The following is a 23,111-nucleotide window of genomic DNA, read 5'->3' on the forward strand; positions in this document are numbered from 1 at the left end:
AAAAAATACGCTACCGATATCAGGAGGTTTTATAGATCATGGCAAAAAAAGTGAAGTTTGACTACAGCACAGCTCTGCAATTCGTCAATCAGCATGAAGTGGACTATTTCGCTGAACCGATTCGTTTGGCTCACGAGCAGCTCCACAACGGAACAGGTACAGGATCGGATTATCTAGGCTGGATCGACCTGCCTACCGCTTATGACAAAGAAGAGTTCTCCCGTATTCAAAAAGCGGCTGCCAAAATCCAAAGCGATTCCGAAGTACTGATCGTTATCGGTATTGGTGGATCATACCTGGGTGCTCGTGCAGCGATTGAGATGCTGACACACTCTTTCTACAACAACCTGCCTAAAGAAAAACGCAAAACGCCTGAAATCTATTTCGCAGGAAACAACATTAGCTCCACATATGTAACTCATTTGCTGGATCTGGTTGAAGGCAAAGACTTCTCGGTTAACGTCATCTCCAAATCCGGTACAACTACGGAGCCAGCGATTGCTTTCCGTATCTTCCGTGCAGCACTGGAGAAAAAATACGGTAAAGAAGAAGCGCGCAAACGTATCTATGCAACAACAGATAAAGAGCGCGGCGCACTGAAAAAACTGGCAAATGAAGAAGGCTATGAATCCTTCATTATCCCGGATGATGTAGGTGGACGTTACTCCGTTCTGACGGCTGTAGGTTTGCTTCCAATCGCAGCAGCTGGCATTAGCATTGAGGAAATGATGCAAGGTGCGGCTGATGCTTCCAAAGAGTACAGCAACCCGAACGTAGCTGAGAACGAAGCATATCAATATGCAGCTGTTCGTAACGCGTTGTATCGCAAAGGTAAAGGAACAGAAATCCTCGTGAACTACGAGCCATCCCTGCACTTTGTATCCGAATGGTGGAAACAGCTGTACGGAGAGAGTGAAGGTAAGGACTATAAAGGGATCTATCCTGCATCCGTTGATTTTTCGACTGACTTGCACTCCATGGGTCAATTCATTCAAGAGGGAAGCCGGAACATCTTCGAAACCGTCATTCAGGTTGCTGAAGTATCGGAGCATATCTCGATCGAAGCGGATCCGGATGATCTGGATGGTCTGAATTTCCTTGAAGGTAAAACGATGGACTTTGTTAACAAAAAAGCATTCCAAGGAACACTGCTTGCACACACAGATGGTCAAGTACCGAATCTGATTGTGAACATTCCAGATATGTCTCCATATTCTTTCGGATATCTGGTATACTTCTTTGAAAAAGCATGCGGCATTAGTGGTTACCTGCTCGGAGTCAATCCATTTGACCAACCAGGCGTGGAAGCTTACAAGAAAAATATGTTCGCTTTGCTGGGCAAACCAGGCTTTGAAGAAGAGAAAGCAGCGCTGGAAGCGAGACTTTCCGAATAATTCATCGGTCTGCTCATATAGCTAAATAAGGTAATGTAACTACATTCGGGGAGTCTTTGTCAAAGCAATGGTTTCCCGAATGTTAAACCAAGGCAGTTCGTCCGCGTCCACGCGGGGAACTGCTTTCTTGTAAAATGGATCAAATTGGAAAGTTGGATAGGGATGATTGAACGTTATCGCACGGTTCGAGGACCGGGCAATCTGGAAATTGTAATCAAGAAGTCGCGATTTATCGGTCATATTATGCCGGTCACGACAGAAGAAGAAGCCAATGCGTTTATTGATGAAATCAAGAAAAAACATTGGAATGCCACTCATAACTGCTCGGCTTACATGATTGGTGAGCGGGATGAGATCCAGAAGCAATCCGATGATGGGGAACCAAGCGGAACCGCGGGGAAACCCATTCTTGAAGTGATCAAAAATCAGCAATTGAAAAATGTGGCTATCGTAGTTACACGTTACTTTGGGGGAATCATGCTTGGAGCAGGTGGGCTAATTCGCGCTTATACGGATGGAGCAGTTGCAGCCATTGAAGCGGGGGAAGCGGTTACCAAAGTGCTTCATCGTGAAGTTTTTGTTGAACTGGATTACACATGGCTGGGCAAAGTGGAAAATGAATTAAGGAGCCGGGAAGTCCGTACAGGTGAAACTGGATTCACCGATAAGGTTACGTTGACTTGTCTTCCGCCGGATAGTGAAGCCGAGGCATTTGTAGCCTGGATCACAGATTTGACGCAAGGGCAATCCCGGATCACGGAGGGACAGCGGCTTTATTTTATTGAAGGGGAATAAAATATATGGCTAGAAGAGCAGTCGAACAGGAGTTGTCGAGGGAGCGGATACTGGAGGCGGCGAGGCATCTTTTTATTACCAAAGGATACCGCGCCATTTCGATGCGAAGCATCGGCCAGCATCTGGGCTATAGTCATGGGTCGCTGTATTATCATTTTAAAGAAAAGGCGGAGCTGTTTTATGCCATTGTGGTTGAAGATTTCAATCATCTGGGGCATCTGCTGCTGCAAGCCATGGTCAGGCCAGTCGTGGGCGGCGTGAGCAAGGTGGAACATATCATGATGGAGTTTATTCGTTTTGGTTTGGAGAATCCGTATCAGTACGAGATCATGTTCATGATTCGGGATGAGGAATTGCTATCGTATTGTCGTACGGAGCAAGGAAGATGCTTCGAATTGTTTGCCTCTATTATTCGGCAATACATGAATGAAGAGGGCTGCACAGAAGAGGATATTCAATGTGTACCACGTACACTGTTTTTGTCTATGCACGGATTCATATCATACTATATTCAGGATCGTTTGACCTTTTCAGAGATTGAATCGGCTGCGTTATCTCATGTCAAAGTACTCTGTCGAAATCTCCAACACCAGCCTGGCGTCCAATAAGGCGCTTTTGTCGCACTCCTACACTTCAGGGCGGTGAATTGTCATAACATTAATTCTTTATAACGTTGTCTCGCGAAAGTTTCTAAGCGAAGAAGACCAAGACAGGCGGATTACATCCCGGAAATAGGGTGGACCGCCTGTTTGTTTTATTATTTTGATGAAGAATAGTTGGACATGGGTGTAAATGTACTATCCTTCCATGATTTTAAGGAAATATTCCCGTTGACGGGGACCGTCAAATTCGCAAAAATAGATGCCCTGCCATCTGCCGAGCACTAATCTGCCCTCATGTATGATCACCGTTTGTGATGGTCCGGTTGTGATCGATTTCAAGTGAGATGCCGTATTCCCCTCAGCATGGCGATATTCGGGATGCTCCCAAGGGTACACTTCGTTCAGACGAAGCAGTACGTCATGTTTGACATCCGGGTCAGCATTCTCATTAATTGCAATGCCTGCTGTCGTATGTGGACAGTAAATCAATACCGTTCCATTTTGCACACCACTTTCACGGACAACCTGCTCCACTTCCCGCGTAATATCTTTCATCTCATCCCGTCTGGAAGTCGATAAATTCTTCGTATATAACATATTACTCCCACTCCTTTTGCTTCAAATTAGTCCTCTAGATTGTACCTTAACCATTACATAACAAACAAACCAGGAAGCTTGCGGATAACAGCGATTGGAAGGTTGTTCTGGCTGCGTAGCGGGCAGGAAATTTTTTATTAATTCCATCACATGGCTGCCCCAATTTTATTCAATAAAAGCATTGACGATTAGCACTGCAAACTGGTAAAGTATCAGATAAGCAAAAAAACCAAGTAGACTAATGGGAATAATGTTGAAGTAATAAAATCCAACTTAGGAAAAAGGTTGTATGGAAGCAGGAAGACTGCCGACCGGACATAGAACCGGAGGCTGGGAGGGAATGCAGCAATGAATACCGTTCTTCGTCATAAGGGATGGACTTGGGGATTCCGTAGTACCGTATTGTTATATTTTATCGTACTCATTGTACTTCCAATCATCGGTGTGTACGTCAATTCCTTCTCAGAAGGATGGAGCAACTTTATCCAAAGCATCATGGACCCTATTGCGTGGAAAGCCGTGCTCTTAACGATCCGGCTGGCCGTTATCGCAACGGTGATTAATGTCATTCTGGGAACCATGATAGCCTGGGTGCTGACACGTTATCGCTTTTTCGGGAGGTCATTCCTTAACAGTCTGGTAGATCTTCCTTTTGCATTGCCAACCGCCGTTGGTGGACTGATGATTATGCTGCTCCTGGGTCCGGTTAGTGCCATCGGAAAACTGGCGGAATCCATGGGGTTTGAAATTGTGTTTCACCAGCCTGCGATTGTGATCGCGATGACCTTTGTTACGTTTCCTTTTGTCATCCGTGCGGTGCAGCCTCTACTTGAAGAGATCGATCCTTCGGAGGAAGAGGCATCCTACACGATGGGAGCATCGAAGGCGCGCACGTTCAGGCAGGTCATTCTACCGTCCATGGCTCCGGGCATGATTAGTGGGGGGATGCTTGCATTCTCCAGAGCACTGGCCGAATTTGGCGCTGTTGTGCTGGTGGCAGGCAATATCCCGGGAAGAACTTTGACGGCTTCCGTATTCATATATGGCGAGATCGAAAGTGACAATCCAACCGGTGCCGCTGCGGTATCCGTACTGCTCTTAACACTCTCCTTTCTGATCCTCTGGCTCATTAATCTGGTGCAGATGCGGGGGAGAAGACGATGAGGCGACTATTAATCGGACTGACGTTTGCGGTGTTCATTGTACTGCTGATCATCCCGCTTGGACGAATTGTTATTGGTGCATTTGAAGACGGGGCAGGAGGTTTCCTGGAAGGGCTGTTGCGTCCTGAGGCGCTGCATGCCCTGATGATGACAGGACTTGTTGTACTTGTCGTCACGCTGTTAAATACATTGTTTGGCGTAATGATGGCTATCTATCTGGTCCGCGCCGGATGGCTGAGTGACCGGGTAAAAGGGCTGCTGAACAGCATCGTGGATCTGCCCTATGCCGTATCCCCAGTCATTGGCGGATTGATGATTGTATTGCTGCTGGGACCCAACAGCATTATGGGCGTTTTTTTTGAAGGGATAGGATTCAATGTGGTGTATGCCTTCCCGGGCATGGTCATAGCAACGTTGTTTGTCACTTTTCCACTGATGGTCCGAGAGGTGATGCCTGTTTTGCAGGAGCTGGGATCTCAGCAGGAAGAGGCTGCATCAACGCTTGGTGCATACGGCTGGAGAACGTTCTGGAGTGTTACCTGGCCTTCCATACGTTGGGCGGTTGTATACGGTCTTGTGTTGACGGTTGCCCGCTCACTTGGAGAATTCGGTGCGGTGCTGGTTGTATCGGGTAACATTATGAACAAAACACAAACGGCAACAACGCTGGTATATCAGGATGTTGAGAATTTTAACGTTGCTGCCGCAAATGGTGTGGCATTGGTACTGGTTACCTTTTCCGTCGGGCTCCTGCTTATGATGGAATGGGCCAAGAAGCGAAAGGAAGTGCATTGAGATGCATGTCGAAGTCCGTGATCTGAACAAACATTTCGGTGATTTTCATGCGGTAAAAGATGTCTCGTTCGATATTGCCAAAGGCCATCTAATCGGTTTGCTAGGCCCCAGCGGAGGTGGGAAAACGTCCATTCTGCGCATGCTTGCGGGGCTTGAGAACCCGGGTTCCGGGGAGATTCGTTTTCACGGAAAGGTCGTAAACCATCTGCCTCCGCAGGAGAGGGGGATCGGATTTGTATTTCAGAACTATGCCTTGTTCAAACATATGACAGTATTTGATAATATCGCCTTTGGACTCAAGGTCAAAAAGACTCCCAAAGCTCAGATCCGTGATCGGGTCATGGAGCTTGTGGAGTTGACGGGATTGAAAGGTTTCGAACAGCGTTATCCGCATCAGTTGTCTGGTGGACAGCGGCAGCGTGTTGCTTTTGCCAGAGCATTGGCCCCGGAGCCACAGCTGCTGCTGCTGGATGAACCGTTCGCCGCCATTGATGCCAAGATCCGTCAGGAGTTGCGTTCATGGCTGAGAGAGCTGATTGAGCGGGTGGGCATCACTTCGATCTTTGTAACCCATGACCAGGATGAAGCGATTGAAGTTGCCGACGAAATTATGATTATCAGCCAAGGACGATTAGAACAGAAGGGTACGCCATGGGATATTTACAAAAACCCGGAGACACCTTTCGTTGCCACATTTATCGGGGAATCTACCGTCGTGGAGGACGCTTCACAGCTCAAGGGCTTTGAACATGCGGTGGAAGGGGAACGCACACGTGCACTGATTCGGCCTGAGTATATCGAGATTGGTTTGAAAAACGAGTTTAGCATGCTGTCCGCTACTGAAAAGGGTACCGTCAAACACCTTCATTTCCGTGGAAGTGAATGGATGGTAGAAGTGGAAGTTGAGGGCCATAAACTCATTACGTATCGTTCTCTGGAGAAAACAACCTTGCAAGTCGGTCAACAGATTCGTGTGCTCGTACATCGTGCATATCTGTTCAATGATACCCATAGCTGGGTTGTTGAGAATCGGTTGAAAGAAGATCCAATGCCAGTCATCATCTAATCAGAAGATCATTTGATTCAGTAAAGTTTAGAATTTTGGAGAGAGGTGCTGCCCATGCAGACGAGGAAGAAGAAAGCCATACCTATATATGTTGTCCTCATGCTTCTGCTCGTCTGCATGACCGTTGGATGTAGTAAGCAGGAGGATGCGGGCGGACAGAACGGAACCTCGACAGGCGACCAATCAAACACATTGGTTATCGGTGCTTACAGTGTAGCCAAAGATGCCGTTGGAGAGTTGCTGCCCGAATTCCAAGCGGTATGGAAGGCGAAGACCGGACAGACTGTTCACTTCCAGGAATCCTATGAAGCCTCCGGCACACAAGCCAGAGCGATTGTGGGTGGATTCGAAGCTGATGTAGCGCTTTTGGCAATGGAAAGTGATATCGACAAGCTGGTCAAAGCCGATCTGGTCAGTTCCAATTGGAAACAGGCACCGAATGATGGCATGATCACCCGTTCGATCGTCGTTCTGGGTACAAGAGCAGGCAACCCGCTGGGGATTCGCGATTTTGAAGATTTAACCAAGCCGGGTGTTAAGGTGCTCTATCCCAATCCGAAGACGTCAGGCGGAGCCCAGTGGGATATTAATGCCATCTATGGTGCAGGATTGAAGCTGTCTGAGGAGCAAGGAAAGAAAGATCCTGCCGTGGCTAAAGCCTTTTTGGAAAAGGTGCATGAGAATGTCGAGTCATTGGATAAGAGCGGTCGTTCTTCAATGGCGGCATTTGAGTATGGCGTGGGAGATGTTATCGTTACGTATGAGAATGAATTGCTTGCCCGAATTGCGAAGGGTGTAAATTATGACATCGTGGTTCCCAAAAACACGATCCTGATTGAAAATCCAGCGGTTGTCGTAGACAAATATGCGGATAAACATGGCAACCGTGAATTGGCTCAGGCCTTTATAGCGTATCTGCGTACGCCGGAAGCACAGCGCATTTTTGCCAAGCATGGTTTCCGTTCGGTAGACCCTGAAGTGTTTGCAGAAACGAAGTCCTCGTTCCCTACGCCTGAAGGTCTGTTCGATATAAACTACCTCGGCGGATGGGATAAGGTACGCAGCACACTGTATTCCAAACGAGGCGTATGGTACCAGGTGTTGGCAGGGTTATAGTGTTTGCGATCCCGACCTTCATTTCACTCTATCCAGTGAGGTGGAGGTTTTTATATTATCAGGGAGAGCACCGACCCATCCGCTCGGGGACGGGATGAAGAACCGGAGTGGATGGAGGTTTCGCCAGGCCACTTTGTATCCGGCTATCGGGACAGGATATAATGAATTAGGAATATCCATGGAATAATGATATATAGTGACAGGAAGGTGTGAGTTGGATGAGTGCTGAGTTTAAGTTGTCCCAAAATACAGCCATTCTGCTGGAGCAGGCTCGTAGCAAAGGCATGTCAAATGCAGCTTTGTTGGAAGCGATACAGGCCAAAGATGTGGCTGCGTTTGATGCCGTGTCTGAGGAGCACTACAGATATGATGATTTCTTCTCCTATGCGGACGAGCATGGCGAGAATCTGGAAGGTGCGGTTAAAGACGGCTACCGGATTACCTTTAATACTCGTGGTGGTCTGGGGATCTACTTGCAAAAGTCTTTCGGATTACAGCCGGAGCAAGACTTCACTGTTGGTGAAGGCATCGTAACCGGGTTAAAATTAAAATCAGAACAGGCAGATGTACTGGCCAAACGCCTTGCATCGAATTGGGTCATTACCGAGTCAAAGGAAGTGCCTGAAGGTCAGGAATTGACGTTGAAGCTGCGGGCTTTGATCTAGCTGATAGCGAAACAAAGGATATGAAGTTGGACTGCTAAATGTCAGACAACAGAGACTGTCCCGTTTGCAGTGAATAACTGCGCGGGAGGGTCTTTTTTTGCAAAAACAGAGGTGGGAGATTACAATTTACATATCATGAATCGGATGGAATATAAATTGGGATGCATTGCTTCCGGGATAGAGAGGGGACTTTCATAATGAATCAGCTAACATTTCTGGGAACCGGGGATGCGATGGGTGTTCCGCGGGTGTATTGTGAGTGTGACGTCTGCACAGAAGCACGGCTTACGGGAATCAACCGCCGCAGACGCTCTGCTGTTTTGATCCATGGAGATGGCGAGCACGAACCTTTCATGATTGACTGCGGACCGGACTGGAGGTCACAGATGGAAAACCTCGGGATGCGGATGGTGCAGACGCTGCTAATTACTCATGCACATTTCGATCATATTGGAGGCTTGCCGGAATGGGCCGATGCCTGTCGCTGGTTGGGTGTAAAAGGGCAGTTGTATGCACCACGGGAAGTAATTGCGACCATCCAGAGTCAGTTTCCATGGCTTGGTCGCCATATGGATTTTCTGGAAACGGATGATGATATCGAGCTTGGTGGATGGAAGGTGCACTCTTGGAAAGTTTGCCACGGTCATAATGGCTATTCGTATGCGTATCGGTTGGAACGTGAAGGATACACCTGGGCGTATTGCTCGGATGCCATTGATTTGAAGGCTGCGGAGAGGCAGCCGCTATACGGGCTGGATCTGCTGGTCCTCGGAACGAGCTTTGTTCATGAGCTTGCGGAATTCTCCACACGTTCGGTGTATGACATGGTTGAGGCGCAGGAGCTGTTGCAGGAGTTGAAGCCGAATCAGACTTATTTTACACATATGTCTCACGACGTGGATGTACGCCAGAATTATAATCTGGATCAGGGAATTACGCTGGCACTTACCGGTCTGCAGGTGAAGCTGGGAGAATAGGATAGCCATCTAAAAATAAATTCAGAAGAGCGTATCCTTTGCCGGAGGTTCTTCGTTTACATAGTGTAAAGCAATTACAGCAAGGGAATTGAAGCAAGATCAATCAGGAACCAACAAAGGGGGGCCCCAAACATGGCCTTTGTGAAGTCCGTGGATTGCAGAATCAACAGACCACATGATGATAAACCGATTGAACCATATAGCCATTACAGTGTCCAAACCGGATATACGTTAGAGCAAACGATTGAAGCTGCGCTGCCGAACCTGCTGGGCTCATTGTACGCCTACTGCATGTCATTAACTGGTTCAGTCTGGGAGACGGAGGATCTGGTTCAGGATACCTGTGTTAAAGCACTATCCTCTTCAGCTGCCCGAAGAACGGGAATGACAGAGGACATGAACTGGGAAGCCTATCTCATCCGTGTTGCACGCAACACCTGGATTGACGCCATACGGAAGCGTGAGAACTTGGCGAGCAAACTGGAAAGCATGAAGCCATTTATGCAAGAATTTGAGGAAGAAGAGCGATTCGAGGAAGTGGAGTCCGCTGTTCAGATCCTTGTGAATGAACTGCCACCGTGGCAGCGAGCGATATATATGTTACGTGATTTGATGGGATACACGACGGTAGAGACTGCTGAACTGTTGGACACGACGGAAGGAGCGGTCAAAGCCGCCTTGAATCGTGCCCGTTCTGCACTGGCTAAAGTGAGACACAGCCTGAACGAAGCCGATTCTGATCAGACAAATCAAGCGGATGAGAATCAACAAAATCGGGAGGAACTGCGCAGTTATTTACTGGCATTCCGCAGCGGTGATACAGCCCGTTTAATTGATCTATGCCTGAATCAGACCGATGATCCGATGGCTGTAGCGGGAACGATTTTGCAGCAGACTCTGCCGTCTCAATCGATGCAACCAGTGATGTACAGTTATTCAAGCTCCGATACGAATTCCATGTCGTATGGGGGAGGATATACGGTCAGCATGGTTGCATAAACCGGGGAGGCAAAATGCATGAACGTGGTACCTTATGTTGTTGAACAGACAGCCCGCGGAGAGCGGAGCTATGATATTTATTCCCGTTTGCTGAAAGATCGAATCATTATGGTATCCGGGGAAATTGAGGATCAGATGGCCAACGCGATCGTGGCCCAATTATTGTTTCTGACCGCAGAGGACCCGGAGAAGGATATCCAGATGTATATTAACAGTCCAGGTGGCTCCGTCACCGCCGGTTTCTCCATCTATGACACGATGCAATTCGTGAAGCCTGACATTTCCACGATCTGCACAGGCATGGCGGCCAGCTTTGGTACGATCCTGCTGGTTGGTGGAACAAAAGGGAAACGACTGGCGCTGCCAAACAGTGAAATCATGATTCACCAGCCGCTTGGCGGTACGCGAGGGCAGGCATCGGATATGCTGATTCACGCCAATCGGATTATCCAACATCGTCAGCGCCTTAACAAGCTGCTTGCCGATCATACAGGACAGCCAATGGAGCGGATTGAAAAGGATACCGATCGAGATTACTTCCTGACTGCGGCAGAAGCCGTGGAGTATGGACTGGTGGATAAGGTTATATCCAGTTCGTAGGCAGCTTGCAGATACAGAAACACCAGTTAGATTAACATAATAGGACAGAGTAAACTCAACAGCCCGAAAGGTTATTTAGTGCCTTTCGGGTTTGTTATGTTTAATTTTTTTACTGGTATAGCGAGTATATCTTTTAGCTTTTGGACGACAGGCTGGTGCTGACCTTAGCAACGTGCCATCAGGTATTTTCAGCCAGCGCAACAAGTCTGCTCATGCCTTCCCGGATCTGCTGCTCGTGAGCATAAGAGAAGGAGAGCCGCAATTTTCGACTGGCGTCCGCATCGGAAGGATCGAACACGGTTCCCGGCACAAAAGCAACGGAATGCTCCATGCATCGGTGAAGCAATCGCCCTGTATCCACGCCTTCCGGAAGCTCTGCCCAGATGTTAAGTCCACCTTCGGGGCGAGTCCACGTCCAATTGGTTTGTTGAAGGCACTGTTCCATGACTTCCATTCGTAGCTGAATGGCGGTACGCAGCTTTGACAGGTGCTGGTGCATGCGTGGCGACTGGAAATAACGGAGGAACAGCTTCTGATTCAGCAGAGGTGATCCGTTATCCGTCAGTGCCTTTACAGCCTGTAATCCCGGCATGAACCGGGGACGGCACATAATGGCGGCAATCCGCAGACCCGGCACAACATATTTGCTATAGCTACGAATATAGAGCGTATGCCCCGTTGTATCGTATGTGAAGATCGGCGCGGGAGGCTTTTCTTTGAAATAGATATCATAAGTGCTGTCGTCTTCCACCAGGAAACATCCGTACTGTTCCGCCAGTTCAGGCAATTGTTTGCGTTGCTCGGTTGGAATATTGATGCCCGTAGGATTCTGGAAGGTCGGCGTCATATAAAATACTCTTGGTTTTTCTTGCTTCATCAGGCGTTCAATCTGTTCCAGATCGTAGCCGTCAGGATGAATATCGGTAAAAATCAACTTTGCACCCTGTTTGCGAAAAATTTCCATCGCCGGCCCATACGTAGGTCTCTCCATGAGTACACGGTCACCGGGTCTGACGAGACTTCGAGAGATGACATCAATGGCCTGCTGTGCACCGGAAGTAATCAGCACTTCATCGGCTGAGAGATAGAAACGCTCCCTCATCGTCAGATGGCTTGCCAAGGCAATACGCAGCTCCAGATCTCCCTGAATTGTGGAGTATGTGCCAAGCAGACGGGGATATAGATCCAGTAAATCCCGCATCAGCTCGCCCCAATATCGGTTTGGTAGCAGGGCGGGATCAATCAATGATTTGGAAAATTGGAATTCCGCCTCAAGGGATTGTACGCGGGCAAGTGAATCCCAATGCAGCCAAGCGGAAACTGCCGGGTCATCGGCCTGGTCTGTCACGGGAGAAGGGTCAGCAGGACTAACATAATAACCGGACTTATCCTTGACGTATACGTTTCCCCGTTCCTTTAATTCCTGATAAGCCTTGAAAACAGTGAGGCGATGCACGCCGAGCAGCTCAGACAGGCTCCGTACGGACGGCAGCTTCTCATTTTCTTTCCACTCTCCGGCTTCGATCCGTACAACAAGATAATGTACCACTTGCTCATATAGTTTCAGGCTGTTATCTGTCATCAACATGGCTTTGCCCACCCCGCTCACACTCCTTTTGAACTCCATTGTAACAGCAAATGAGAGCTAACTGTTCTGTTTTATTCATTCTGTTCTGTAGACGGTGCTATATGATGGAGAACAGATGAAGGAGGGGCTAGCATGGTTGGATTAGCATTTACCGTAATGTGTCTTATTTTTGGAACAACGTTTCTGGCGATTAAAATTGGCGTGGAGGCAGGCATGCCGCCTTTTCTGTCGGCAGGACTACGCTTTATTATTGCAGGTGCTCTAATGTTTGCATGGATGTGGATGAAAGGGAAAGTGAACCTGTCTTTACTGTGGCGGAAAGAGATGCTTCTGACAGGGGCCGGACTGACGTTCGGAACCTTTGCGACTTTATATTGGGCTGAACAATATGTGAGCTCTGGTGTTGGAGCGATTCTATCAGCAACAGGTCCGCTGATGATTATGGTAATGCAGACAGCATTGTTGCGTCAAAAAACGTCCGCACGCATGATTGCGGGCTGTCTGATCGGTTTTGCCGGGGTTATTCTCGTTGTATTACCGGGTGTATCCATCGGTGCAAATTCCCTGTGGTTATGGGGGTGTATTGCCGTATTGGTGGGTGAAGTCTGTTACTCGGCGGGTGCATTGTACTCCAAAAAGGTCATTAACCAGTTTAAGGAGGCCAGTCCTGTAGCGATTAATGCGGTGCAAATGATGTACGGAGGACTGCTGTTATCAGGGCTCTCCGTAGTGACGGAATCATGGAGCACAACTGGACTGGATTGGTTGCCAGCGGTATCATCTCTGATCTATCTGACGGTAGTCGGTTCGATGGTTGGTCACAGCTTGTTCTACTGGATCATGTCTCGTACCAACCCGCTGTTTCCAGCAACCTGGTTATACATCTCCCCACCCATTGCGGTTGGTCTTGGGGCGGTTCTCTACAATGAACATGTTAGCTGGATTACGTGGATCGGTGTTGCGCTGATCGTTTCGGGTTTGCTGGCGATGAATGAGAAAGTGATGGGCTGGTTGCAGAAAGGAAAACGCAAAACTCTATTGGGTCAGACTTCCAAATCCATGGTAAAATAGGAAATATCTATTTTACGCAGGAATGAGGCGAGACATCACATTGAACAGACAGGGACTCGGTGTTGTGTTATTGTTTGCGGGAATTGTGCTCGTATCTTTGAACGACTGAATAGAAGAACAGCCCGGAATCCACAATCTACTGTGGTCTCCGGGCTGTTCTGTCTCTGAAGCATTTACTCCGCGTTCAGCACAAATTTCTCAATAACCTGCTTCACGCCGTCTTCGTTATTGCTCGCGGTGATGTAGTCTGCCAGCTCTTTCAGAGCAGGGATCGCATTGCCCATCGCTACACCCAGACCTGCAACTTCCAACATTTCATGGTCATTCCAGGAATCGCCGATGGCGATGCATTCGCTCAGTTCGCGGCCAAAATGATCTGCCAGGAACGTAAGTGCATGGCCTTTGGTTCCCTCATGATGCATGATTTCAAGGAAGTATGGCTTGGATTTGGTGATGTGCACTTCAGGTCCGAGCAGTTTGCGCAAGTCAACTGCAACTTCGTCCAGGTAGTCCGGCTCATCAATGATGAGCAGTTTCGGTGTTTTTTGCTCGATCACTTTGATGAAATCCGGTTCGATATGGTACTGCGTACCGTTCAGCTTGGCGTAATCACGCAGCTTGTCGTTTTCTTCACGGGCATATAATTTATCGTCAATGTACGTTTGCAGGTGCAGATTATGCTCCAGGCAGTAGTCGTACAATTTGCGGGAAGCGTCCTGTGGAACGTAGCGCTCATAGAGTACTTTTTCGTCCAGCAAGTTCTTCACCAAAGCGCCCTGATACGTAATGATTGGCACGTTCAGTCCTGTCTGACGAGCGAGTGCTTGTGCAGAAGCATAGGCACGTCCAGTAGCCAAAGTTACAACCACACCATGAGCAACCGCTTGTTCCAGGGCGGTCTGTGTTGCGGGCGTTACTTCCTTGTTATCGTTGATCAGGGTATCATCAATGTCAATTGCGATTAATTTGTAGGTCATCTGTGTTTCTCTCCTTTTTATCTGTATCTATAAAAACGAACGAATGGATAAATATTACACGAGACCACTCCGACTGCAGATTCATCTTTCGATCGCTGTTATCCCCGGATTTCATTGAATACATTCCCCAGAGGGGAAATCCGGGGATAAAGGCGAACGCTTCGCTTCTTCAGATTGATTCTGCCTTCTCCGTTAACGTGTAATTATAGAATTCGTTCTAAAATTATACTCACATCTAAATTTTATTCTTCCAGGAAAATGAGGCCAATAAAGTCCTCCAGCTCCAGGTTGCCGAAGTAATGTTTAACATCCAGACCCTCGAGTGCAGTACGCACCTCGGATTCCTCGTAACGCTTGCCACGCAGCATATCTTCGATATCCGCCACATCGCCTACGCCGAAGAAATCACCAAAGATTTTGACATCTTCAATGCGTCCATCTTTGATATTCATGCGCAGGTCAATGATGCCGACAGGGAATTTTCGTGTATGCTTCACATTGCTCTCCGGTGACAAGCCATAGTTCCAATCCCAGTTGCTATAACGCTCGGCGGAGATTTCCTTGATCTTGTCCCAATCTTTCTCCGTGAGTTCATATTGAGGAACGTCCTGTGGCTCCATGCGGAAAATGTGACGCAGCAGCTCGTCCCGGAATTGTTCAATAGTCAGATTGCTGTCAATCAGATCACGAATGTTGGCAACCCGGCTGCGCACGGACTTGGTGCTCTTGGACTTGAACTTCTCGGGATTCACGTTGAGTGAAGCCTGGACGTGGTCGAGGTTCAGGTTAAACATCAATGTGCCGTGACTGAACATGCGACCACGCGTGGAGAATTGGGCGTTGCCCGAAATTTTCTTTTCTCCGACTTGCAGATCGTTCCGTCCCGTCAGTTCGGCATTGACACCGAGTTCTTGCAGGGCTTCCACCACAGGCTGGGTGAATTTGCGGAAGTTGTGGAAGGATTGTCCGTCATCCTTGGTAATAAAGCTGAAATTGAGGTTGCCCAGATCATGATAAACAGCCCCGCCTCCCGAAAGACGACGTACGACTTGAACACCGTTATCCTGAACATACTCAATGTTGATCTCTTCAATGGTATTCTGATGTTTTCCGATAATAATGGACGGGCGATTGATGTAAAACAGCAAGTAGCTGTCATCCATCGGCAGATGCTTCAGGATGTATTCCTCAATGGCGAGGTTTACAGAAGGATCTGTAATGCCCTGGTTATCAACAAACAGCATGGTCATTCCTCCATTAATGTATGTGAGGGATAGAATATCCCTTATGTAGTGATGCTTTACGGAATCGAAATTCCTTCTCTATTGTAAACGAATTGTCGATAGGACACAAAGGAATTACAGCTCGAACGGGCTTGAACAGGCAAAACAGGATTGACCCCTGACTGTCACGACATCCATAATAAAAAGGACATGCAGAAAGGATGACGGATAGAATGACCGGTTTAATTGAAGTTTTCGGACATGGCGGTGATGTGGAGACAGCCGCTGCACGTTTTGGAGGGAATGCTGCGGATTTCCTCGATTTTAGCGCGAACATTAATCCACTGGGTCCACCTCGGGAAGTGCTGGAGGCTCTGGAGCATGGATGGCAGACGGTACTTCGTTACCCCGATCCGGGTCATCGGGCGTTCAAAATGCTGCTCAGTGACCGACTGGGTTTAACCCCGGATTACATATCCGTGGGCAACGGGGCGGCGGAAAGCATGGCTCTAATTCTGCTTGGACTCGTGCCACGTAGAGTAGGCACGGTAGAGCCCGGTTTTTCGGAGTACAGTGCGTTATCCAGACAATTTGGAGCAGAGGTCCTTCATGTTCAAGGACGGGAAGAACTGGACTGGAGAGCAGAACCGGAAGATATCGAAAAGCTGATGGAACGGGTGGACTTGCTTTTCCTTGGACAGCCGAACAATCCCAATGGAGTGCAGTATCCGGTTGAGACTCTACATCGACTTGCGCGTAAAGCTGAGATCACAGGCACCATATTGGTGGTAGATGAGGCATTTATGGACTTTATTCCTGAGTCACAGCGGCAATCGCTTGCGCCCAGCTTGAAAGAGCATCCCCAAGTGATCATCATTCGCTCGATGACCAAGTTTTACGCCATTCCAGGCTTACGATTGGGCTATGCGCTGGGTCGTCCTGAATTGATTCGTGCCATGACAGAGAAACAGGTCACCTGGAGTGTGAATGGGTTGGCGCTGATCGCAGGAGAAGCCTGTCTGCGCAGTGGGGAGAATTTTGAACAGGAGACCGTGGCACTGGTGTCCTGCGAGCGGGAGAGATTAACGACAGGGCTGGAGGCTTTGGGATGTAAGGTGACGAGAGGGGAAGCGAACTTTATATTGGCAGCTCTGCCAGAGCCGTGGACAGCGACATCCATGCAGGCTGCTCTCGGTGAACGAGGTATACTGATCCGGAGCTGTGCCATGTATCCGGGACTTGGTGAGCGGCATGTCCGCTTTGCAGTCAAGGACGCGATGGCTAACGGGTGTTTGCTGGAGACAATGGAAAATATAATGGAGCTTGAGACGACAACCGGACTAGAGGCAGGGGGGCAGAACGATGGCACTGCCATTCTATAACGCTTATAAGCAATGCATTGATGTACAAACAGACTATAACGAATATAGATCTTCTGTGTGGCAGGGACTAAACATCTCTGTACATGAACGACATATTAAAGCTTCTAGTCCCTCTGTTGTAACAGCACTTTCCAGTGCCGTGTATGGGGGCGGCATGATTGAACTGGACCGTATATTCAACATCTACGTGGACAGACATTATCGGTGTGACGATCCACCGCGTGATATTGCCGATCTATTGAGTGAATGGCAAGAGCAACAGGATCAATGCGCCGGACTTCTGACTGCAGTTCAATTGGAGCACACGGCTATCCAGGAATACGAAAGCGATGAGTTCGGATTACTCTGCTGTACGACAGCAGGGGTATCCAATGCTGCGCGTGCAGGTTCTGCAAGAACTGTGTTTGATGCTGCGGGGAATGAGATCGACAATGAGAGTGCGTCTCAGAAACATGGGAAGGTGTCAGCTTCAAGCTACACCCCCGGTACGATCAATATCATGTTGTGGATGAACGGGCGTATGACCGCCGGAGCGATGGTGAATGCCATTCAGACTGCGGTAGAAGCAAAGGCCGCTGCGTTAGCTGATTTCGGTGTGATGGATTCGGAAAATGGGCTGACCGCAACTGGAACAACAACGGATGCTATTGTGCTCGCGGTAAGTCAGACTGAAGAAAATAAACCGCTCGTCAGGTACGCCGGAACGGCTACGGTCATGGGTGCTGCGATCGGCAGGCTGGTGTATGATACGATAACTGAAAGTTTGCAAGCCGCGCAGGAGTGGAAAGAGAGGAATAACAAGCAATGACATCTCTGCTGAATCAATGGGCTTCCTGGCCGATCTGGACGGGAATGGCCGGAGCCTGGATTATTATAGGGGCATACATACTGGATCGCTGCATCGGAGATCCGCGCTGGATTCCTCATCCGGTGATTGGCATGGGCAAGGCCATCTCTGCACTGGAGCGGGCGATAAGGTTGCGTGTGAACTCGAACCGGGCCCTCAGAAGGGCAGGGATTTTATTTCCCATTTTGATTGCAGGGGGAGCTTTTGCAGTGACTTGGGGATTGGTATATGTTCTGGGCCTCATTCATCCTGCCATTGCGGTTGTGGCTGAAGTGGTGTTGATCGCAACCACCATTGCTTCCAAAGGTTTGAAGGATGCAGGCATGGAAGTCTACCGCCATCTGAGTCAACAGGATTGGCCTGCGGCGAGACGTTCACTGGGCATGATTGTAGGGCGTGATACGGCTCATCTGGAAGAACCGGAGGTTGTGCGGGGAACGGTGGAGACAGTTGCCGAGAATATTGTGGATGCCATCGTTTCTCCACTGTTTTACGCCCTGATTGGCGGTGCACCGCTTGCCATGGCTTATCGGGCCGTGAATACGCTGGATTCCATGGTAGGTTATAAAAATGAAAAATATCTTCATCTCGGCTGGGCATCTGCCCGTCTGGATGATTGGGCCAACTGGATTCCCGCACGGCTTACCGCCTTGCTGTTGATTATAGGAGCCTGGTTCATGAAGCTGGATGCCAGAGGGGCAGCGCGCATGGTATCTCGGGATGCACGGCTGCACCCAAGCCCCAACAGCGGTTTTCCCGAGTCAGCGGTGGCCGGAGCGCTGGGCATAAGACTTGGCGGTCATAACGTGTACCACGGAGTGGCTTCATTTCGCGCTTATATGGGCGAGCCGTTACGTCGGATGGAAGCAGAAGATATTGTACGAACAACAAGACTTATGTTTTGGTCAGCAGGTTCTTTTGTTTTATTATGTTGGCTGGTCACTCTAGGGATATGGGCTGCTGGAGGTGCACTGCTATGGATATAGAAGCTGGACAAAGTGGAATACAAAGCCGAGAGATTGTATTGATACGTCATGGTACAACAGCGTGGAATTTGGAAAAAAGATATCTCGGGCATACCGACATCGGTCTGCTGCCAGAAGCAGAGCAGGAGCTGGCTCTGCTGCGCGAAGAGATCAGCCATGTCACATGGGACGCCCTGTATTGCAGTGATTTGCTGCGTTGTCAGCAGACACTCACTCACATTGCACCGTCCCAAGCGGGACAGGCCAAGCTTGATGCCCGTCTAAGGGAGATCGACTTTGGTCAGTGGGAGGGATTGACCTATGATCAGCTCAAGGACAATCCACAGTACCGGAACTGGATCGATGCCCCACAAGAGGTGACGCCCCCGAAGGGCGAGCCATGGAAGGCATTTGCTGCGCGAATTGATTCATTTCTGGAAGAGAGTTTGTTGTCCTCTTCACGAATACAGCATTCTCGCAATACAAACGTGCCAAAGATAGCGGTGATTACGCATGGCGGTGTTATTCGTTATATGGTGTCACGCCTCATTCCGCATCAAGGATTCTGGGATACGCAGGTGATACCAGGACAAGCGATAAAGATTCGGCTGGATGGCGATGGGGACAGCTGGGTGGGAACCAGATTGACTTTTCCGTAAATCAGGTTGTAAGGATGTACAATATAACCTATAATCACAACAGAAGTGTAACTAAGCAAATGCGTCATCGGATGGAGGCTCAACAAGCTCTACCAATGATGCAGGATGCTCACTTGAATGGTTAAACAATATTAGCGACCAAGGGTCCCGCGTGCATGCAGCAAAGTTTCATGGTTTCTTATCAGACTATGAACGGCAAACGGGTGAAATAGGGAAGCCGGTGTAAATCCGGCACGGTCCCGCCACTGTAAATCAGGATGAATTCCTGTAAGTCAGGTTACCTGCCCTGGACGTATAAACCGGTGTTCCTTCGAGGAAAGGACAGCGTTTCGGGCAGTTCTCTGTGCATGTACAGCGTTAAGCTGGCATGTGCTGATCGCCACATGCGAGACGTCATCCCTGATCCTGACCAAGGATTGGGGATTTTATTTTTTCATATAAGATGAACCGAATATTTACACGAGAACGAAGAGTGCAGAACCAATCTGAAGAAGCGTATGCGTTCGCCTAAAAGCTTTCTGAAAGAAAGCTGCATCGGAAGCATACGCTTATCACCGGATTTTTCCCTTTTCAAAAAGGGGATCAAAAAAATCTGGGGATAACAGCGATCGGAAGATGGTACTGCAATCGTAGTGGCCTAGTGTAAAGTTTTATTGGATCAACTTATATAGGAACACAAATTCAAGCGGAATTGGGACAGGAGCACTACTCACTAGAATGGATAGAGAAGGGGAGAATGAACACAATGAATTTCAAGACATGGAAAGGCATGGCGTCACTGCTGAGCGCAGCGATGCTGGCACTGGCTTTGGCCGGATGTGGAACAACAACAACGAATGAGGGTACAGGAACCTCGCAACCTGCACAGGAGCAATCCCAAGGACAGGCGCAGACAGATCTCAAAACACAATATCCACTCACGGTAACCGATGCTACGGGTGAATCGTTTACGTTTGACAAAGCACCTGCCAAAATCGTATCCGTATCTCCGGCTGAAACGGAATCCCTGTTCGCCCTGGGATTGGACGAGCAGATCGTTGGAGTATCCGACTATGATGATTATCCGGAAGCGGCAACAGCAAAACCAAAAATGGGCGGTATATCAAAGCCTAACGAAGAGTCAATCATTGCAGCTGAAGCAGACATCGTATTTACAGGCATCTCCATGAGTGAAGATGCTGTGAAGAAACTGCGTGATCTGGGCATCACCATTTTCAAAACAAATCCCAAATCAGTTGATGATGTGATCACTAACATTGAAACATTTGGTAAAATCACCGATCGTCAGGAAAAGGCACAGGAGATCATCACCCAGATGAAACAGGATGTGGCTGATGTCACTGAAGCTGTGAAGGCAGTTAAACCGGAAGAAAAGAAAAAAGTATATGTTGAATTCTCCCCAGGCTGGACTGTGGGTAAAGGTGAATTCATGGATGAATTGATCACACTGGCCGGAGGTACCAACATTGCTTCCGACAAAGAGGGTTGGTATGAGATTAATGAAGAGAACGTTATTGCTTCCAATCCGGATGTCATTTTGTATGCGGATGACGTCATTGATGAAAATTCCAAAACATTGGATCAAATCATCAAAGCCCGCAGCGGCTGGGATCAAATCACGGCTGTGAAAAACGATGCAGTCATTGGCCTGGATGCGAACCTGCTGAGCCGTCCAGGACCACGAGTAACCCAAGGTCTGAAAGAAGTAGCCAAAGCGATCTACCCTGACTTATTCCAATGAGTAAAAAGCTGGCAGTGTACGGATCGGCCGGAATGGTGCTGCTTGTGTTAACCGTGCTCATCAGCACGGGTATCGGTTCGGTTGCCCTGCCTGTCGGGGACATTGCGGGCATCTTGCTTCATCGCATTCCCTGGCTGGGCGACTGGATTGTTCCTGACTGGAATACAGCAGCAGAACAGATTATATGGAAGGTCAGATTTCCACGTGTACTGCTGGCCGTACTTGTAGGTGCATCACTGGCGATTGCCGGAACGGGATTCCAGGGGGTTCTTCGGAACCCTCTGGCTGATCCGTTTACGCTGGGCGTATCGTCCGGTGCATCAGTGGGTGCGGCTTTTCTGATTTTCTTCGGATTGCAGTACGCACTGATTGGAATCTGGACCCTGCCACTGGTCGCATTTCTGACGGGAGTAATCACATTGTGGTTTGTGCTGGCCCTCGCTCGTGAGGGACGCAAAATACCAACACACAGTCTGATTCTGGCTGGGGTGGTTATGCAAAGTTTCCTGGGAGCAGTCGTCTCCTTCCTGTCGACGATGTCGAAACAGACTATCAATGAAATTATATACTGGACGATGGGGAGTCTGTCACTGCGTGGGTGGTCGTATACGGCCATCCTTTTCCCGTATTTTGTGCTGGGACTAATCTTCCTCTGGAGCCGTGCGCGTTCGTTAAATGTGCTTGCCCTGGGGGAACGTCAGGCCACGCATATCGGGGTTCGAGTTGATGGATTGAAGTTGTCGGTACTTGCTGTGGGTACGCTGCTTACGGCAGGTGCTGTCTCCGTATCGGGCGTAATTGGCTTCGTCGGACTGGTCATTCCGCATATTCTTCGGCTCATCGTGGGACCCGATTATCGATTGCTGGTCCCTTTGTCAGCGATTGGGGGAGCGATCTTCATGGTCTGGGCAGATACGATTGCACGCACATTGCTGGCGCCTACCGAAATTCCACTGGGGGTAGTGACGGCCTTTGTTGGAGCGCCCTTCTTCGCTTATTTGCTGCATCGGAACAAAAAGCTGCGGAAAGGGATGATGCCATGAGTATGTTCGTGAGAACAGATCTTACCGCGAACCGACCGATGATTAAGGTCACAGGAGCTGGTAAAATGTATGGTAACCATCAGGCTCTGCATGCGGTGGATTGGCAAGTCAAAGAGGGGGAGTGGTGGGGCGTTGTTGGCCCAAACGGCAGCGGCAAATCGACTCTCCTTCAGCTACTTGCCGGAACCGAACATCCGAGCGCAGGCAGCATACAGATTGATGGCCGGGATATCTCCTCCTACAACCGTAAAGAATTGTCGCGCATGATTGCGGTCTTGCAGCAGGATGGCCTGCCAGCGATTTCCTATCCCGTAAGGGATGTTGTCGAGATGGGACGTTACCCTTACCAGAACTGGCTCGGAAAAGAAACGTCGGATGGAGCGGCAGTAGTCGATCGGGTGCTGGAGGAGTTGGGTTTAAGTGACATGGCCGAACGGCCTTTGGATGCGCTTAGTGGAGGACAGCGGCAGCGGGTTGCGCTTGCCAAAGTCATGGCTCAGGAACCACGGCTGCTGTTGCTGGATGAACCAACCACCTTTCTCGATATCAAATATCAATTGCAATTTATGGAGTTATTATCGGCATGGCGTCAAAAAAATCATATTACGATTGTGGCTGTGCTGCATGATCTGAACCTGGCCGCGCAATTTTGCGACCACATTCTGGCACTGCGGGACGGAACTTGCGTAGGGAAGGATACACCCCATTCGTTGATGACGGAAGAGAACATTCGGGAGATCTTCCGGGTGAGTCCAGCGATGGTGAGTCATCCCGACAATGGATTGCCACAGCTGTTGCTGAGGCGGGAGAAGAAGTGAACGAAGCGGGGATGACCCCGTATTTTTA

The 23,111-nt window shown here is 49.0% G+C and carries 23 protein-coding genes and 1 riboswitch; of the genes, 19 read left to right on the forward strand and 4 right to left on the reverse strand.

All coding sequences use genetic code 11. From position 1 onward, the window contains the following. The first annotated feature begins 38 nt into the window (after positions 1 to 38). From P364_RS0106570 to P364_RS0106580, 3 genes are all read left to right on the forward strand, one after another. Positions 39 to 1,394 carry a glucose-6-phosphate isomerase gene (locus tag P364_RS0106570; RefSeq protein WP_024629348.1) on the forward strand — a complete coding sequence of 452 codons (1,356 nt, stop codon included), beginning with the start codon at positions 39 to 41 and terminating at the stop codon, positions 1,392 to 1,394. A 162-nt stretch (positions 1,395 to 1,556) separates the two neighbouring features. Then, positions 1,557 to 2,189: a YigZ family protein gene (locus P364_RS0106575; protein ID WP_024629349.1), complete on the forward strand. Its 633-nt coding sequence runs from the start codon at positions 1,557 to 1,559 to the stop codon at positions 2,187 to 2,189. A gap of 5 nt (positions 2,190 to 2,194) precedes the next feature. Next, entirely contained in the window at positions 2,195 to 2,797 is a 603-nt protein-coding gene (locus P364_RS0106580; protein WP_024629350.1) for a TetR/AcrR family transcriptional regulator, read from the forward strand. 189 nt (positions 2,798 to 2,986) lie between these two features. Here the strand turns inward: P364_RS0106580 and P364_RS0106585 are convergent, their stop codons facing one another. Next, on the reverse strand, positions 2,987 to 3,388 hold the full coding sequence (locus tag P364_RS0106585; RefSeq protein WP_024629351.1) for a secondary thiamine-phosphate synthase enzyme YjbQ: 402 nt from the start codon (positions 3,386 to 3,388) through the stop codon (positions 2,987 to 2,989). Between the two features lie 348 nt (positions 3,389 to 3,736). On the opposite strand from P364_RS0106585, the gene cysT reads away from it, so the two are divergent. The 8 genes from cysT (at position 3,737) to clpP (ending at position 10,769) form a co-directional block, all read left to right on the forward strand. Beyond that, positions 3,737 to 4,552, forward strand: coding sequence for a sulfate ABC transporter permease subunit CysT (gene cysT, locus P364_RS0106590; protein ID WP_024629352.1), 816 nt, complete (start codon positions 3,737 to 3,739; stop codon positions 4,550 to 4,552). Continuing rightward, positions 4,549 to 5,346: a sulfate ABC transporter permease subunit gene (locus P364_RS0106595; protein ID WP_024629353.1), complete on the forward strand. Its 798-nt coding sequence runs from the start codon at positions 4,549 to 4,551 to the stop codon at positions 5,344 to 5,346. Before cysT ends, P364_RS0106595 begins: the two co-directional genes overlap by 4 nt. Before the next feature lies 1 nt (position 5,347). Continuing rightward, the gene (locus tag P364_RS0106600; protein WP_024629354.1) at positions 5,348 to 6,412 is read left to right on the forward strand and encodes a sulfate/molybdate ABC transporter ATP-binding protein; all 1,065 of its coding nucleotides are present in this window, start codon (positions 5,348 to 5,350) and stop codon (positions 6,410 to 6,412) included. A 54-nt stretch (positions 6,413 to 6,466) separates the two neighbouring features. Beyond that, on the forward strand, positions 6,467 to 7,528 hold the full coding sequence (locus tag P364_RS0106605) for a sulfate ABC transporter substrate-binding protein (protein ID WP_024629355.1): 1,062 nt from the start codon (positions 6,467 to 6,469) through the stop codon (positions 7,526 to 7,528). A 218-nt stretch (positions 7,529 to 7,746) separates the two neighbouring features. Continuing rightward, positions 7,747 to 8,193 (forward strand): hypothetical protein, encoded by a 447-nt coding sequence (locus P364_RS0106610; RefSeq protein WP_024629356.1) that lies wholly within the window; start codon positions 7,747 to 7,749, stop codon positions 8,191 to 8,193. 197 nt (positions 8,194 to 8,390) lie between these two features. Further along, positions 8,391 to 9,170, forward strand: a complete 780-nt coding sequence (locus P364_RS0106615) for an MBL fold metallo-hydrolase (protein ID WP_024629357.1) — start codon at positions 8,391 to 8,393, stop codon at positions 9,168 to 9,170. Between the two features lie 132 nt (positions 9,171 to 9,302). Next, on the forward strand, positions 9,303 to 10,169 hold the full coding sequence (locus P364_RS0106620; RefSeq protein WP_024629358.1) for an RNA polymerase sigma factor: 867 nt from the start codon (positions 9,303 to 9,305) through the stop codon (positions 10,167 to 10,169). An 18-nt stretch (positions 10,170 to 10,187) separates the two neighbouring features. Then, entirely contained in the window at positions 10,188 to 10,769 is a 582-nt protein-coding gene (gene clpP, locus P364_RS0106625) for an ATP-dependent Clp endopeptidase proteolytic subunit ClpP (RefSeq protein WP_024629359.1), read from the forward strand. Between the two features lie 178 nt (positions 10,770 to 10,947). Here the strand turns inward: clpP and P364_RS0106630 are convergent, their stop codons facing one another. Next, positions 10,948 to 12,369, reverse strand: a complete 1,422-nt coding sequence (locus P364_RS0106630) for an aminotransferase-like domain-containing protein (protein ID WP_024629360.1) — start codon at positions 12,367 to 12,369, stop codon at positions 10,948 to 10,950. Between the two features lie 120 nt (positions 12,370 to 12,489). On the opposite strand from P364_RS0106630, the gene P364_RS0106635 reads away from it, so the two are divergent. Then, on the forward strand, positions 12,490 to 13,428 hold the full coding sequence (locus P364_RS0106635) for a DMT family transporter (protein ID WP_024629361.1): 939 nt from the start codon (positions 12,490 to 12,492) through the stop codon (positions 13,426 to 13,428). Between the two features lie 173 nt (positions 13,429 to 13,601). Here P364_RS0106635 and P364_RS0106640 read toward each other — a convergent pair whose 3' ends face one another. Beyond that, complete coding sequence (locus P364_RS0106640; RefSeq protein WP_024629362.1) at positions 13,602 to 14,405, reverse strand: Cof-type HAD-IIB family hydrolase; 804 nt, start codon at positions 14,403 to 14,405, stop codon at positions 13,602 to 13,604. A 242-nt stretch (positions 14,406 to 14,647) separates the two neighbouring features. Beyond that, positions 14,648 to 15,649 (reverse strand): lipoate--protein ligase, encoded by a 1,002-nt coding sequence (locus P364_RS0106645; protein ID WP_024629363.1) that lies wholly within the window; start codon positions 15,647 to 15,649, stop codon positions 14,648 to 14,650. A gap of 212 nt (positions 15,650 to 15,861) precedes the next feature. On the opposite strand from P364_RS0106645, the gene cobD reads away from it, so the two are divergent. From cobD to P364_RS0106680, 7 genes are all read left to right on the forward strand, one after another. Further along, positions 15,862 to 17,010, forward strand: a complete 1,149-nt coding sequence (gene cobD, locus P364_RS0106650; RefSeq protein WP_063870631.1) for a threonine-phosphate decarboxylase CobD — start codon at positions 15,862 to 15,864, stop codon at positions 17,008 to 17,010. Next, positions 16,991 to 17,818, forward strand: a complete 828-nt coding sequence (locus P364_RS0106655; RefSeq protein WP_024629365.1) for an adenosylcobinamide amidohydrolase — start codon at positions 16,991 to 16,993, stop codon at positions 17,816 to 17,818. The genes cobD and P364_RS0106655 overlap by 20 nt, the downstream gene beginning before the upstream one ends. Before the next feature lie 44 nt (positions 17,819 to 17,862). After that, entirely contained in the window at positions 17,863 to 18,843 is a 981-nt protein-coding gene (cbiB, locus tag P364_RS0106660) for an adenosylcobinamide-phosphate synthase CbiB (RefSeq protein ID WP_024629366.1), read from the forward strand. Further along, a complete protein-coding gene (locus P364_RS0106665; protein WP_024629367.1) occupies positions 18,834 to 19,481 on the forward strand; it encodes a histidine phosphatase family protein in 648 nt (215 codons plus the stop codon). Before cbiB ends, P364_RS0106665 begins: the two co-directional genes overlap by 10 nt. Before the next feature lie 154 nt (positions 19,482 to 19,635). Then, a riboswitch (cobalamin riboswitch) is annotated at positions 19,636 to 19,784 on the forward strand. A 442-nt stretch (positions 19,785 to 20,226) separates the two neighbouring features. Next, positions 20,227 to 21,222: an ABC transporter substrate-binding protein gene (locus P364_RS0106670; RefSeq protein ID WP_442952269.1), complete on the forward strand. Its 996-nt coding sequence runs from the start codon at positions 20,227 to 20,229 to the stop codon at positions 21,220 to 21,222. After that, positions 21,219 to 22,265, forward strand: a complete 1,047-nt coding sequence (locus P364_RS0106675) for a FecCD family ABC transporter permease (protein ID WP_024629369.1) — start codon at positions 21,219 to 21,221, stop codon at positions 22,263 to 22,265. The genes P364_RS0106670 and P364_RS0106675 overlap by 4 nt, the downstream gene beginning before the upstream one ends. Before the next feature lie 2 nt (positions 22,266 to 22,267). Beyond that, positions 22,268 to 23,083, forward strand: coding sequence for an ABC transporter ATP-binding protein (locus P364_RS0106680; protein ID WP_024629370.1), 816 nt, complete (start codon positions 22,268 to 22,270; stop codon positions 23,081 to 23,083). The last annotated feature ends 28 nt before the right edge of the window (positions 23,084 to 23,111 follow it).

Origin of the sequence: Paenibacillus sp. MAEPY2 (genome assembly GCF_000499205.1) — a bacterium.
In the GTDB taxonomy this organism is placed as follows: domain Bacteria; phylum Bacillota; class Bacilli; order Paenibacillales; family Paenibacillaceae; genus Paenibacillus; species Paenibacillus vandeheii.